12 protein-coding genes are annotated in these 12,469 nt (G+C 63.9%); 8 read left to right on the top strand and 4 right to left on the bottom strand.

Annotation, left to right across the window (positions count from 1 at the left end; translation table 11 throughout):
* Nucleotides 1-3 precede the first annotated feature (3 nt).
* From rapZ to secG, 8 genes are all read left to right on the top strand, one after another.
* Nucleotides 4-897 carry an RNase adapter RapZ gene (gene rapZ, locus O1A05_RS11150; RefSeq protein WP_270105281.1) on the top strand — a complete coding sequence of 298 codons (894 nt, stop codon included), beginning with the start codon at nt 4-6 and terminating at the stop codon, nt 895-897.
* Nucleotides 894-1,934, top strand: coding sequence for a gluconeogenesis factor YvcK family protein (locus O1A05_RS11145; RefSeq protein WP_270105280.1), 1,041 nt, complete (start codon nt 894-896; stop codon nt 1,932-1,934). The genes rapZ and O1A05_RS11145 overlap by 4 nt, the downstream gene beginning before the upstream one ends.
* Nucleotides 1,935-1,986: 52 nt before the next feature.
* A complete protein-coding gene (whiA, locus tag O1A05_RS11140; RefSeq protein ID WP_270105279.1) occupies nt 1,987-2,970 on the top strand; it encodes a DNA-binding protein WhiA in 984 nt (327 codons plus the stop codon).
* A 150-nt stretch (nt 2,971-3,120) separates the two neighbouring features.
* The gene (locus O1A05_RS11135; protein ID WP_270105278.1) at nt 3,121-3,738 is read left to right on the top strand and encodes a superoxide dismutase; all 618 of its coding nucleotides are present in this window, start codon (nt 3,121-3,123) and stop codon (nt 3,736-3,738) included.
* A gap of 192 nt (nt 3,739-3,930) precedes the next feature.
* On the top strand, nt 3,931-4,938 hold the full coding sequence (gene gap / locus O1A05_RS11130) for a type I glyceraldehyde-3-phosphate dehydrogenase (RefSeq protein WP_270105277.1): 1,008 nt from the start codon (nt 3,931-3,933) through the stop codon (nt 4,936-4,938).
* 113 nt (nt 4,939-5,051) lie between these two features.
* Nucleotides 5,052-6,275, top strand: coding sequence for a phosphoglycerate kinase (locus tag O1A05_RS11125; RefSeq protein WP_270105276.1), 1,224 nt, complete (start codon nt 5,052-5,054; stop codon nt 6,273-6,275).
* A 12-nt stretch (nt 6,276-6,287) separates the two neighbouring features.
* Nucleotides 6,288-7,103, top strand: a complete 816-nt coding sequence (gene tpiA / locus O1A05_RS11120; protein ID WP_270105275.1) for a triose-phosphate isomerase — start codon at nt 6,288-6,290, stop codon at nt 7,101-7,103.
* Nucleotides 7,104-7,149: 46 nt separating this feature from the next.
* Complete coding sequence (gene secG / locus O1A05_RS11115) at nt 7,150-7,401, top strand: preprotein translocase subunit SecG (protein WP_270105274.1); 252 nt, start codon at nt 7,150-7,152, stop codon at nt 7,399-7,401.
* 104 nt (nt 7,402-7,505) lie between these two features.
* Here secG and pgl read toward each other — a convergent pair whose 3' ends face one another.
* From pgl to O1A05_RS11095, 4 genes are read right to left on the bottom strand one after another with little or no spacing between them, the layout of a single operon-like run.
* Entirely contained in the window at nt 7,506-8,282 is a 777-nt protein-coding gene (pgl, locus tag O1A05_RS11110; RefSeq protein ID WP_270105273.1) for a 6-phosphogluconolactonase, read from the bottom strand.
* The gene (locus O1A05_RS11105; RefSeq protein WP_270105272.1) at nt 8,272-9,213 is read right to left on the bottom strand and encodes a glucose-6-phosphate dehydrogenase assembly protein OpcA; all 942 of its coding nucleotides are present in this window, start codon (nt 9,211-9,213) and stop codon (nt 8,272-8,274) included. The genes pgl and O1A05_RS11105 overlap by 11 nt, the downstream gene beginning before the upstream one ends.
* Nucleotides 9,213-10,757 (bottom strand): glucose-6-phosphate dehydrogenase, encoded by a 1,545-nt coding sequence (gene zwf / locus O1A05_RS11100; RefSeq protein ID WP_270105271.1) that lies wholly within the window; start codon nt 10,755-10,757, stop codon nt 9,213-9,215. The genes O1A05_RS11105 and zwf overlap by 1 nt, the downstream gene beginning before the upstream one ends.
* Nucleotides 10,758-10,780: 23 nt before the next feature.
* A complete protein-coding gene (locus O1A05_RS11095; protein ID WP_270105270.1) occupies nt 10,781-12,466 on the bottom strand; it encodes a glucose-6-phosphate isomerase in 1,686 nt (561 codons plus the stop codon).
* Nucleotides 12,467-12,469: the final 3 nt, after the last annotated feature.

The raw sequence follows: 12,469 nt of genomic DNA, 5'->3' as shown, positions 1-12,469 counted from the left end.
GGTATGACTGAAGAGCTGACACCGGTCAAACCGCCCACCAAGGAAGTCTTAATCGTCACCGGCATGTCCGGTGCCGGCCGAACGACGGCCGCGCACGCTTTGGAAGACCAGGGTTGGTACGTCGTCGAAAACCTACCACCCCAGCTGTTCAGCACCCTCGCCGCATTATTGGGCAAGAGCCCGGAGTCCGAGCTTAAGCTGGCACTGGTTGTCGACGTACGCACCAAAGAATTCTTCTACGACCTCCAGGAATCCCTGGCACAGCTCTCCACCGACGGCGTCGAATATCGAATTTTGTTCCTCGATGCCGCCGACGATGTGCTCGTCCGCAGGTTCGAATCCGGGCGACGGCCCCACCCCCTGCAGAGCGGGGGACGGATCTCTGACGGCATCGCTGTGGAACGCCGGGTACTCGCCGAGCTCAAGGAACAGGCCGAGCTCGTCGTCGACACCACGGAGATGAACGTCCATGCGCTTGCCAAATCCATGGTGGAGTTGTTCTCCGAGAACGGCCCGGTGGTGCTGCGGCTCAACGTGATGAGTTTCGGGTTCAAGTACGGCATTCCGCAGGACACGAACTTCCTGGCGGACGTCCGATTCATCACGAATCCTCATTGGGTGCCCGAGTTGCGTCACCTCACCGGTCAGGATGCTGCTGTTTCCGAATTTGTTCTGGTCCAAGAAGGGGCGGAGACGTTCGTTGATCGGTACGTGCATGCGCTCCAGCCCGTGCTGGAAGGCTACCGTCGCGAGAACAAGCACTACGCTACCTTCGCCATCGGCTGCACGGGCGGCAAGCACCGCTCTGTCGCGATCGCCGAAGCACTGGCCCACCGTCTGGGCCAGCAACCACGCGTCATGGTGAAGACTCACCATCGGGACCTGGGGCGCGAATGAGTCTGCATTTCACCGGGCAGCTGCCGCTGACCCCACTTCCGACCCCGGTGACTCGGCAAAGAAGCCACTACGACCCGGCCTTGTCCGTCACCGCACTGGGAGGCGGGCACGGGCTCTACGCGACCCTGTCTGCACTGCGACTCATTGCGGGTGAAATCACAGCCATTGTGACGGTGGCCGACGATGGGGGATCCTCCGGGACCATCCGTCAGGAGATGGACGTGTTGCCACCGGGCGACCTGCGCATGGCACTGGCTGCCCTCTGCGACGACACAGACTGGGGCCGCACCTGGCACGACACCCTCCAGTACCGGTTCAGCACCCGACCAGATTCGGAAGGAACCCTGAACAATCATGCCCTGGGCAATCTCCTGATCGTGGCCCTGTGGGAACAGCTGGGCAATCCGGTGGATGGGTTGCGCTGGGCCGGAGCTTTGTTAGGTGCTCGCGGATCCGTTTTACCGATGTCGACCGTGCCGTTGACGATCTCCGGCACGGTGCTGGCGGACCATGACAACGGCGGACTCACGACCCGAACCGTTTCTGGACAGGTCGCCCTCGCCACCGCAGCGGCTCAGGGTCGGGTAAGTCATATCTCGCTTTTCCCAGCGGATGCACCGGCCACACCCGAATCACTTGAGGCGATGGAGCTGGCAGACTGGGTCATACTCGGTCCCGGCTCCTGGTACACCTCCGTGCTTCCGCACCTGTTGCTCCCGCAGCAGCGTGATGCGGTATGCTCCACTCCGGCCCGTCGCGCCCTGGTGATGAACCTAGAATCGGATACCTCCGAAACCACTGGGATGTCTCCGGCCGACCACCTCAATGTTCTGCAAAGCTACGCACCCAATCTCACGCTCGACGTAATCATCGCCGACCCGGATGTGATCACCCAGCGTGACGAGTTCCGGGCCGCCGCTGAGGCGCTGAAGGCCGAGGTTGTCTTTAGTAGAGTGATGAGCAAGCAAAGCCCGGGCGTCCACGATCCACTACGACTGGCTGTTGCACTTCACGAAGCGTTTGACCGCTTCGACTGATCCTCCGGATTCAACTGGGTCCACGTCCATCGCAAGGAAAGCAGGCACAGGTATGGCATTGACCGCCGCCGTCAAGGAAGAGCTCGCGCACGTCAAGGCTCTGCGCAGCTCAGAACGACGAGCAGAGGTCGCTTCGACCCTGCGCTTCGCGGGCGGACTGTACCTGGTCAACAATCGGATCGTGATCGAGGCTGAACTCGATTACGAGGCCGCCGCAAAACGACTGCGGACGGCAATCTCCGAGGTATACGGCAACACCTCCGACATGGTGGTCGTCTCCGGTGGCAATCTGCGACGCGGATCCCGCTATGTCATTCGCGTGATTAAAGATGGTGCTGCCCTGGCGCGTCAGACCGGACTCGTGGACGCTCGTGGACGCCAGGTGCTGGGTCTTCCCGCGACCGTGGTGAACGGATCGGTGGCCGATGCCGAAGCTGTGTGGCGCGGAGCGTTCCTCGCTCACGGATCGCTGACGGAACCAGGGCGCTCTTCCGCACTTGAGATCACTTGCCCCGGTCCGGAGGCCGCGCTGGCTTTGGTCGGCTCGGCACGCCGGCTCGGAGTCATCGCCAAGGCCCGCGAGGTGCGGCAGGTGGATCGTGTGGTCATTCGTGACGGCGACGCCATCGCCACCATGCTGCGCCGGATGGGGGCCACGGACACCGTGAACATTTGGGAAGAACGCCGCACGCGCAAAGAGGTGCGCGCCGGAGCGAATCGTCTGGCCAACTTCGACGACGCCAATCTGCGCCGGTCCGCTCAGGCCGCCGTTGCCGCTGGCGCCCGCGTTTCTCGCGCGCTGGAGATTCTCGGGGATGACGTCCCTGACCACCTCAAGTACGCCGGTGAGTTGCGCATTGAGCACAAACAGGCTTCTCTCGATGAGCTGGGCCGCCTGGCGCAGCCCCCGATGACGAAAGATGCTGTGGCGGGCCGGATTCGTCGACTGCTGGCGATGGCCGACAAGCGTGCCGCGGAAGAGGGCATTCCGAACACCGACGACGCGGTCACCGCGGAGCTGCTCGACGACGAGTAATCTGCCCTGAATGCGCAGTGAGTTCAGTGTCACACCGCGACATTCAGCGTCGCTGAGAGCTGAACTCTTGACGACCCTCCCGGGGCAAGTGCCTAGTATGGGATAGACGCCTCTTCACAGGCATCAATCAATTCTCAACAAGGAGGAATTGTGGCTGAATTTACTCTGCCCGAACTGCCCTACGACTACGCAGCACTCGAGCCGCACATCTCGGCTCGCATCATGGAGCTACATCACGACAAGCACCACGCGACCTACGTGAAGGGCGCCAATACCGCTCTCGAAAAGCTCGCCGCTGCTCGTGAGGCCGAGGACTTTGGTGCTATCAACCAGCTGTCGAAGGACCTCGCCTTCAACCTGGGGGGTCACACCAACCACTCGATCTTCTGGAAGAACCTCTCCCCGGAGGGTGGCGACAAGCCGGAAGGCGAGCTGGCCGCCGCCATCGACGAGTACTTTGGCTCCTTCGACAAGTTCCGTGCCCACTTCAAGGCCGCAGCGCTGGGCATCCAGGGCTCCGGTTGGGCCATCCTGGCCTACGAGCCGGTGGGGGGGAACCTGGTCATCGAGCAGTTCTACGACCAGCAGAACGGTGTGCCGGTCGCGACCATTCCGCTGTTCCAGCTGGACATGTGGGAGCACGCTTTCTACCTCGACTACCAGAACGTCAAGGCTGACTATGTCGACGCCATCTGGAACATCGTGAACTGGGCCGATGTGGCCGAGCGCTTCGCAGCAGCTCGCTCCGGCGCTCAGAAGCTGGTCTGACACCCATGACCACCGAGCCCGGCCGACCTCCTTTCCACAGGCGGTCGGCCGGGCTCGCTTCATGACCGGCTACGCTGTCACCTGGGTCGCAGTACCCGGTCCTCTTGTATTTCCCTTCCTATCGTCTTCGGTCAACCGACCGCTGGACACCGCTGAGTATCACCCCGGAATCTTGCTGGAAAGGCTTTACACATGACAAAGATCGCCATCAACGGATTCGGTCGCATCGGTCGCAACGCACTCCGTGTGATCCAAGAGCGCCACCCCGAACTCGAGCTCGTCGCCGTCAACGACCTGGCCGCCCCCGAGGACCTGCTGTACCTCGTCAAGTACGACACGATTCTGGGCCGCTACCCCGGAGAGATTTCACTGGAAGAGCGACGCCTGAAAGTCGGGGACCGGAGCATCGCGCTCTTCCAGCAGAAGGACCCCGCACAGCTACCCTGGGCGGAGCTGGAGGTCGACATCGTCGTCGAGTGCACCGGCCGGTTCAACAAGGGACCAGAGGCGCACAAGCACATCGAAGCTGGAGCCCGCAAGGTCGTGCTCTCAGCACCCGGCAAGGAGGTTGATGGCACCTTCGTGATGGGTATCAACCACGAGACCTACGACGGCGCCAGCATGGACGTCGTGTCCTCGGCGTCCTGCACCACCAATTGCCTGGCGCCCCTGGTGAAGGTGCTGCACGACAACTTCGGCATCGTCGACGGCATCATGACCACGATCCATGCCTACACCGGGGATCAGAACCTGCACGACAACCCGCACCCCAAGGACCGTCGTCGCGCCCGTGCCGCCGCGCAGAATATGGTGCCCACCTCGACCGGCGCGGCCAAAGCCATCGGCGAGGTCATCCCCGAGCTCAGCGGCAAACTCGACGGCTTCGCCATGCGCGTTCCGACCGTTACCGGTTCCGCCACTGACTTGACGGTTGAATTGTCGCGCCACGCTGAGGTAGAAGAAATCAACGAGGCGTTCCGTCTGGCCTCGGAGTCGGCTGGCCTCAAGGGTCGCCTGGTGTACTCCGAAGATCCGATCGTCTCCACCGACATCATCACTTCGCCAGCGGCGTGTACCTTTGACGCGCCGTTGACGAAGAGCATCGGCAAGACCGTCAAGGTGATCGGCTGGTATGACAACGAATACGGTTACACCGTCCAGCTGATCGACCTGGTGGAATACGTCGCCGAGAAGCTCTGATCCTCGACACGAAGACAGCCCGGCTCCGCGCAGAGGCGCCGGGCTGTCTAGTATGGAGCAGGGATTCACCGCTTGGTACTCTGACCCCACATCACCTTATGGAGGACACCAGTATGCCCGCACAGACGCTCGACGACCTGATCGCATCCGGTGTCTCCGGACGCGCCGTGTTGATTCGGTCTGATCTCAACGTTCCGCTCGATGCAGAGCGCGTCACCGACGACGGACGCATCCGTGCTTCGCTGCCCGCCATTACCGCTTTGGCCGAGGCCGGTGCCCGCGTCATCGTGATGGCCCACCTGGGTCGACCGAAGGGCGCCCCCGAACCGCAGTACTCCTTGGCCCCCGTGGCCGCCCGCATGCGCGAGCTGTCCTCTCGCGAGGTCGCCCTGGCCGAAGACGTCACCGGGCCCTCCGCTCAGCAGCTGGCCGCTGGCCTCAGCGACGGCGAGATCCTGTTGTTGGAGAACGTGCGCTTCGACGCCCGCGAGACCTCCAAGGACGACGCAGCGCGCGCCGAACTGGCTGCGGAGATGGCGGCGCTCGCTCCAGGAGGCGCCTACGTGGGGGACGCTTTCGGCGCTGTGCATCGCAAGCACGCCTCCGTGTTCGATGTGGCCGCGTTGCTTCCGGCCGTACAAGGCCCGCTGGTCGCCACCGAGCTGACCGTGCTGAACCGGCTGACCGAAACCCCGGAGCGTCCCTACGTGGTCGCTCTGGGTGGTTCCAAGGTCTCCGACAAGCTCGCCGTCATCGACAATCTGATGGACCGTGCCGACACGCTCTTGATCGGAGGCGGCATGGTGTTCACCTTCCTGAAGGCACAGGGATACAACGTCGGGTCCTCACTCCTGGAAGAGGATCAGATTCCTGTCGTCACGGCATACCTCGAGCGGGCAAAGCAGGGCGGCTGCCAGATCGTATTGCCCACCGATATCGTGATGGCTGCTTCTTTCGCCGCCGACGCTGATCACAGCGTGCTGCCCGTGGATAGGCTGGAATCCGGGACGCACGGCGTGGACGCCCTGGGCCTGGATATTGGTCCCGAATCCGCACGCGCTTTCGCGGAGATCATCGCTTCGGCTTCCACCGTCTTCTGGAACGGTCCCATGGGCGTCTTCGAAATGGAGGCGTTCGCGTCCGGCACTCGTACGGTGGCCGAGGCACTGACCCAGGTGTCCGGTCTCAGCGTGGTCGGCGGCGGTGACTCCGCAGCAGCCGTGCGCGCACTGGGCTTCGCGGATGACCAGTTCGGACACATCTCCACGGGTGGCGGCGCCTCGCTGGAGTACCTGGAGGGCAAGCAGCTCCCGGGCGTACAGGCGCTGCAGGACTGAGCTGGAGGCAGAATGACGACGAAGAATAATGGCGCCTACGTGCGCACCCCGCTGATTGCCGGTAACTGGAAGATGAACCTGGATCACCAGCAAGCGGTGACCCTGGTGCAGAAGCTGTCGTGGACACTGAACGATGCCCGCCACGACTTCGACGAGGTGGAAGTGGCGATCTTTCCACCGTTCACCGATCTGCGCAGCGTCCAGACCCTGGTGATGGGGGACAAGCTTCCCCTGCGCTACGGAGCCCAGGATCTGTCCCCGGAAGATTCCGGCGCGTACACGGGCGACATCTCGGGCGCCTTCCTGGCCAAGCTGGGCTGCAGCTACGTGTTGGTCGGCCATTCGGAGCGGCGTAGCATCCACGGTGAGGACGACGCCCTCGTCCAGCGCAAGACGCAGGCCGCCCTCAAGCACGGTCTCACCCCGATCATCTGCATCGGTGAGGGGCTCGAGACGCGTCAGACCGGTGACCACATTGAGTTCACGCTGAGCCAACTGACGGCGGCGCTCAACGGGATTGAGGCCAAGGACGTGGCCGAAGCGGTCATCGCCTACGAACCGGTGTGGGCTATCGGCACCGGTGAAGTCGCCGGGCCGGAGGACGCACAGGAAATGTGTGCCGCCCTGCGTGCCCGCATTAAAGAACTGTATGACGCCGAGACCGCAAAGTCGGTGCGCCTGCTCTACGGCGGATCGGTGAAGGCTGCCAACATCGCCAGCATCCTGCGGGGACGTGACGTCGACGGTGCACTCGTGGGTGGGGCCAGCCTCGATGAGGCGGAATTTGCTAACATTGTTAGGTTCGAGCATCACCTGTTGACTGACTGACCGGCCTCAACAGTACCTGAGTCGGCAAAGGACGGAAGAATACTTCGTGGACATTCTCAAGCTAGTTCTGCAGATCGCACTGATCCTGATCAGTTTCTTGCTGGTCGTGCTCGTGCTCCTGCACAAGGGACGCGGCGGCGGCATGTCGGACATGTTCGGTGGGGGCGTTTCCTCCTCACTCGGATCCTCCGGCGTCGCTGAGCGGAACCTCACCCGGCTGACTGTGACCCTGGGCGTGCTCTGGGGCGGCATCATCGTCGTGCTCGGACTCATGATGCGCTTCTCGGGAGACTTCTAGGCTCAGCCTCGTCGTCCGCCCACCACGCGACAGACCCCGGGACCACTATGGTCCCGGGGTCTGTGCGTGTTCAGTGACCTTCAGCGGATTATCAGAGATGTCTGTCAGAGACCGGCCGCGGCGTCGTCAAGCCACCAGACGGTTTCCTGACGGCCTTGCACCAGGCTCGCGGGCAGACGCTGCGCATCACGTTCCCCGGCCTGCTGTGCTGCTCTGACGGATCCGACAGCATCGGCTTTATCGGCTCCCGCGACCACGAACCACACCCGGTCCGCGGTATTGATGGCCTCCACGGTCAACGAGACGCGCAACGATGGTGGTTTGGGGGAGTTCTCGACGGGGATGACGGTGGCGCCGAGTTCTGTGGGGCCGGAACGATCGGGGAACAGGCTGGCCACATGGGCATCAGGACCCACCCCGAGCAACAACACATCAAACCGGGGGAGCCGGGCGTCTGGGCCCGGACTCGTCGAGGCCGCCTCGGCCAGCGCCTCGGAGTAGCGACGGGCGGCATCTGCGATGTCTTTGGAGGCGTCAGGACCAGCCACACGATGTACCTGGGCCTGCCCGATCAGTCCTTCGGCCACCAGTTCATTCAGGACGCTCTGGTCGGCCTGCAGCGAATTGCGATCGCCATCGTTTTCCGGAAGATAGCGTTCATCCCCGAACCAGAAGTGCACGTTCGACCAGTCCAATGCGGTGCGGGCCCGCCGACGTTCGCTGAGAGCGGTGAGAATACCGATGCCGGTGGAACCACCCGTCAACACCACATGGGCGATGCCGCGTTGCTGGAGGGCGGATGTCACCACGTCGAGGAGAGACTCCGCTGCCTGGAAGCAGAGCTCGGCACGATCGGGGAACTGCTGCACGTCAACGTTCACTGGGGGCCACTACTTTCAGGTCGGTTCGGGGCAGTCCGCGCTGGAGCACTTCACCGAAAATGTCGTCGGGCCCCATGCGTCGCAGTTCCTCGGTCAGGCAGTCCTGGGCGGAACGGCGTGGCAGGGAGATCCGCTGCACCGGACGGTTCTGTTGATACAGCGACGCGACTGCTTGACCGGCGGGGCGTGCCAACACGATATCGCCTTCGGCGCGCACGAATCGCACGGACCGAATGCCTTGCCCCGGGGTGCGAGCCATCGTGACCGGCACCTGGAAACGATAGGTCAGCCAAGCGGCCAGCAGGATCGTGGAGGCGGAGTCCACGGCACCTTCCACGGTCACGGAACGCACGGTGCTGGCGTCGACGTCGTCGAAAATAGCGGCCAGCTGGATGCGCCAACCGGTGAGTCGTGTCCACGCCAGGTCGGTGTCCCCGGCCGAGTAGCCCTTCCGGAGCATGCGCAGGGACCCCACGACGTCGTGTCCCACGCTGGTATCCATGATGCGCCGGTGGGCAATGCGGCCCAGGGGAGAGGCGGCCGGCTCCTCGGGAATCTGATGGGTCCACCACACCACGATGGGAGCGTCCGGGAGCAACAGGGCGCTGACCAAGGATTCGGATTCAGTAGCGTTGGCCCCATGACCATAGAGCACCACCACGTCGGAGGCACCGGCGTCGCCGCCCACCCGAATCTGCGCGTCGAGGGTGGTCACGGCGTTCGGGTCACCGGCGGCGTAGACGATGACGCGGCAGGGGTGCTCGCGGGAGGCGGCGTTGGCTGCCTGGATGACCGATTCGGCGCGGTCAGCATCGGTCGAGACAATCAGGGTGAGAACCCGTCCCAGGGCGACTACGCCGCCGACTTCACGCAATCGGTCCATTTCCTTGACCAGCGTGGCGGTGGTGGTGTTCTGAAGATCCACAAGCATCAGGGCCTCCTCCAGACGCGTCCGTCACGTTCTAGCAGCGCGTCGGCGCTGGCGGGACCCCAACTACCGGGGGTATAGGGTTCCGGTTGATCCGGTAGGGAAGCCCAGTATTCTTCGAAGGGATCCAGAATCCGCCAGGACAGCTCCACTTCCTCGTGCCGGGGGAACAGCGGCGGTTCGCCGAGCAACACATCCAGGATGAGTCGCTCATAAGCTTCCGGAGAGTCTTCCGTGAATGCGTGGCCGTAGCCGAAGTCCATCGTGACGTCGCGGATCTCCAGCTGGGTGCCCGGCACCTTGGAAGCGAAGCGGATGGTCACACCCTCATCCGGCTGGACGCGGATCACCACGGTGTTTTGTCCCAGGTTTTCGGCATCGTGCTCTGAGAACAGCAGATTCGGTGCCTTTTTGAAGACGACGGCGATTTCGGTGACGCGGCGGCCGAGTCGTTTGCCGGCACGCAGGTAGAACGGCACACCATCCCAGCGCCGGTTCTTGATGTCGAGCTTCAGCGCGGCGTAGGTCTCGGTGGTGGATTCGGGGTTGAACCCCTCCTCTTCGAGGAAGCCCACGACCTTTTCGCCGCCCTGCCACCCTCCGGTGTACTGACCCCGGGCACAGGCGAGACTGAGATCCTCTGGCAGGGTGACCGCGGCGAGGGCCTTCTCTTTTTCGGCTCGCAGATGGTGCGCCTCGTACGACAGTGGCTCCTCCATGGCAGTGAGGGCGAGCAACTGGAGCAGGTGGTTCTGGATGACGTCGCGGGCCGCCCCCACCCCATCGTAGTAGCCGGCGCGCCCACCGATACCGATGTTCTCTGCCATGGTGATCTGCACATGGTCCACGTGCTGGGAGTTCCAAAGTGGCTCGAACAGGCGGTTCGCGAAGCGCAGCGCCAGCAGGTTCTGTACGGTTTCTTTGCCCAGATAGTGATCGATCCGGAATACGGCGTCGGGCTCGAAGACCTGCTCAATGACGTCATTGAGTTCGCGGGCACTGGCCAGATCGTGGCCGAAGGGCTTCTCGATGACAACCCGGCGCCAGGGGCGGTCGGCGGCGGGGCGGTCACTGGCCAGATCACGGCCAGCGAGCTCGTGGTCTACCAGCTGTTGGGAGACCTCGGCGAACCAGTCCGGCGGGATGGACAAGTAAAACGCGGTGTTGCCGCCGGTGCCGCGGCTGGATTCCAGCTCGGTGAGCACTTCGCCTAGTTTTTCGTAGGCGGCTGCGTCGTCGAACCCACCGGAGACGAAGCGGAATCCGCCGCGCAGCTGGTCCCATACGGTCTGGTTCCATTCGGTGCGTGCGGAGGCCTCTACGGAGGACCGCACCTGCTCGGTGAAGGCGTCGTCGTCCCAGTCGCGGCGGCCGAATCCGACCAGGGAGAACCCCGGCGGTAAGAGCCCGCGGTTGGCGAGGTCATAAATGGCGGGGAGCAGTTTCTTGCGCGCCAGGTCGCCGGTTACTCCGAACAGGACCAGGGCCGACGGCCCGGCGATCCTCGTGAGTCGACGATCGGCGGTGTCACGCAGGGGATTGATCACCGGTCAAGCCTACAATCCGCTACTCAGCCCTGAGAAATCCGCTGGGCCGCTTCCAGCACCTGCTGCAAACCGCGTTGCCGGTCTTGCACGTGCAGGCGCACCACGGTCATTCCGTGGTCGCTGAGCACGCGAGCATCACCGGCGGCTTGGGCGGTAATCAGCTGGCCGAAGCTGAAGGGTCGGCCCGGTACCTCAAGGTCGGCGAATGAGTCTCCGGTGATCTGGAGGAAGACACCGACCTTCGGTCCGCCTTTGTGGAACTGACCGGTCGAGTGCAGGAAGCGGGGTCCCCAGCCGAAGGTCACCGGACGATCTGTCGCGCTGGCGAGTTGGCCGCGCATCGCGGCCAACTCGCTGTTGTTGAGCCTGTCGAGGTAGGCCTGCACGCTGAGATATCCGTGTTCCGGAATCAGTTCCAGGGTGGCGCTGAGGACGTCGGCCAGCGCGGCCACCGTGCCGGCGGGCTCGCCCTGGGCCGGGGCAGTCACGGACCCGGGACCGAAGATCTCGATGCCGTTGACCTGGGCCTGGGCCACCTCCGGCTCCGGGGTTGCGTCAAGCAGCGCGCGGGCAGCCACCTTGGCGGACTCGACATCCGGCTGGTCAAAGGGGTTGACCTGCAGCAGGCGCCCGGCGATCGCTGTGGCGAATTCCCAGAGCAAGAACTGGGCCCCCAACGGACCGTAGACCTGGACTCCGTGCTCTGGAGCCTGGCGCTGAGCGGGGTCGACGTCGAAGAGTTCGGTCTGACCGTCCAGCGGGTGGTCGACGTCTGGAATGATCTCGACCTGCAGCAGATCGGCAGCCGACGAGGAGATCTCCGGGGCACCAGTCTCGACCACGACTGGAAGCAGGCCCGTGTCGTTTTTACCGGTGGATTCAGCGATGAGCTGCTCAGCCCAGTCACCGAATCCGGGTAGGCCCTGGTCAAGCACGGAGATGACGAGTTTGTCTCGCAACGGTGCCGTGCCGCCAATGGCCGCGCCGAGCCGCAGTCCGATGTTGTCGGTGTCGTCGGTGAGGAGCAGGTCGAGGACTTCTTCGGCCTCCTCGAGGAGCTTCTCGACGTCGACGCCGGCCAGGGCTGTCGGAACGATTCCGAACGCGGTGAGGGCCGAATAGCGTCCACCCACGGACGGGTCGGCATGGAACACCGCACGGTACCCTTCAGCGCGGCCCAGCTCATCGAGTGGAGAGCCGGGATCCGTGACCACGATGATGTGCCGGTTGGGTTGCAGGCCGGCGTCTTCGCACGCGCGGGCAAAGGCGCGACGCTGGGAGTCGGTCTCCACCGTGGAGCCCGATTTGGAGGCCACCACGAGCACGGCGTCCTTGACTCCGGCGGCCAGCACGTTGCCAATCATCTCTGGATCGGTGGAATCCAACACCGTGAGCTCGGCCCCGGCCGCCGCAGCAATCACTTCGGGAGCCAGCGAGGACCCGCCCATTCCGGCGAGGATGACCCGATGAATGTTCTCGGCGTGCAGGTCCGCGCGCATCTCGAACAGCTCGGGCAGGATGGCACGGGTTGCTTCAAACGGGTCCACCCAGCCCAGACGACGCGAGGCTTCCGATTCGGCCTCGGCGCCCCAGAGGGTGGCGTCCTGCTCGCCCAGCCGGGAGGCCACACGATCATTGACCAGGGTGGCGACGTGACGGTCGATCGCATCGGCGGCCGCGCCGGTGGCGTTAATACCCAGGGAGTTCATTGT

This window comes from Citricoccus sp. NR2, assembly GCF_027594385.1.
Classification (GTDB): Bacteria; Actinomycetota; Actinomycetes; order Actinomycetales; family Micrococcaceae; genus CmP2.
This window is presented reverse-complemented; position numbering and strand designations above follow the sequence as displayed.

Excerpts from the sequence above, each read along its gene's own strand:
- rapZ (WP_270105281.1), top strand. The coding sequence starts at position 4 with ATGACTGAAGAGCTGACACCGGTCAAACCGCCCACCAAGGAAGTCTTA.
- O1A05_RS11105 (WP_270105272.1), bottom strand. The coding sequence starts at position 9,213 with ATGCTTGTGGATCTTCAGAACACCACCACCGCCACGCTGGTCAAGGAA.
- gap (WP_270105277.1), top strand. The coding sequence starts at position 3,931 with ATGACAAAGATCGCCATCAACGGATTCGGTCGCATCGGTCGCAACGCA.
- O1A05_RS11125 (WP_270105276.1), top strand. The coding sequence starts at position 5,052 with ATGCCCGCACAGACGCTCGACGACCTGATCGCATCCGGTGTCTCCGGA.
- O1A05_RS11095 (WP_270105270.1), bottom strand. The coding sequence starts at position 12,466 with ATGAACTCCCTGGGTATTAACGCCACCGGCGCGGCCGCCGATGCGATC.
- tpiA (WP_270105275.1), top strand. The coding sequence starts at position 6,288 with ATGACGACGAAGAATAATGGCGCCTACGTGCGCACCCCGCTGATTGCC.
- O1A05_RS11145 (WP_270105280.1), top strand. The coding sequence starts at position 894 with ATGAGTCTGCATTTCACCGGGCAGCTGCCGCTGACCCCACTTCCGACC.
- whiA (WP_270105279.1), top strand. The coding sequence starts at position 1,987 with ATGGCATTGACCGCCGCCGTCAAGGAAGAGCTCGCGCACGTCAAGGCT.